This window comes from Paenibacillus sp. 01T422 (assembly GCF_056398785.1).
This window is the reverse complement of the sequence record NZ_JBFTQB010001625.1, coordinates 1-484: the sequence shown is the minus strand read 5'-3', so window position 1 is coordinate 484 and position 484 is coordinate 1. Positions and strand designations below refer to the sequence as shown.

The 484-nt window shown below is 41.1% G+C and carries 1 protein-coding gene; it reads right to left on the bottom strand.

The window, feature by feature from the left end:
- A partial coding sequence (locus AC1DUA_RS40480; RefSeq protein ID WP_477505001.1) for a GntR family transcriptional regulator occupies positions 1-456 on the bottom strand: 456 nt, incomplete at its 3' end.
- Between the last annotated feature and the right edge of the window lie 28 nt (positions 457-484).

Below are 484 nucleotides of genomic sequence, written 5' to 3'. Positions count from 1 at the left end.
GGGTTTACCACAGCCCACAATTATAGTTCTATGGAACTCTTCATCCAATTCAAAAAAACGTTCATAGTTTTTTTCTTCCACACATAATTCCTGGAGAGAGTGAAGATGCTGCAGCTGCATAATCTGTTCGGTTTTCAGATCCTGACAAGCTCTGCGCACAATCTCTCTTTCCATCGTTTCCCTTACAAATCTGGCTTCTTCCACAAGGCCGAGATCAATTAGTGAAATATAAGTCCCCTTCTGAGGAACGGTCTCAATTAGATCCTCTTGAGCTAATAAAACCAATGCTTCTCGAATAGGCGTTTTGCTTACTTGAAGCATCTCAATAACTTCTTTCTCCGAAATAAGACGGCCTGGTTCAAGCTTTAATTCCATAATATTGCTTTTTAGCGTATTGTACACGAGATCCCGAATCAGTAGACCCTTATTATCACGTGAAGAAACCGGAAGCTTCATGTCCACCGTCAAACACTCCTTCTGATAC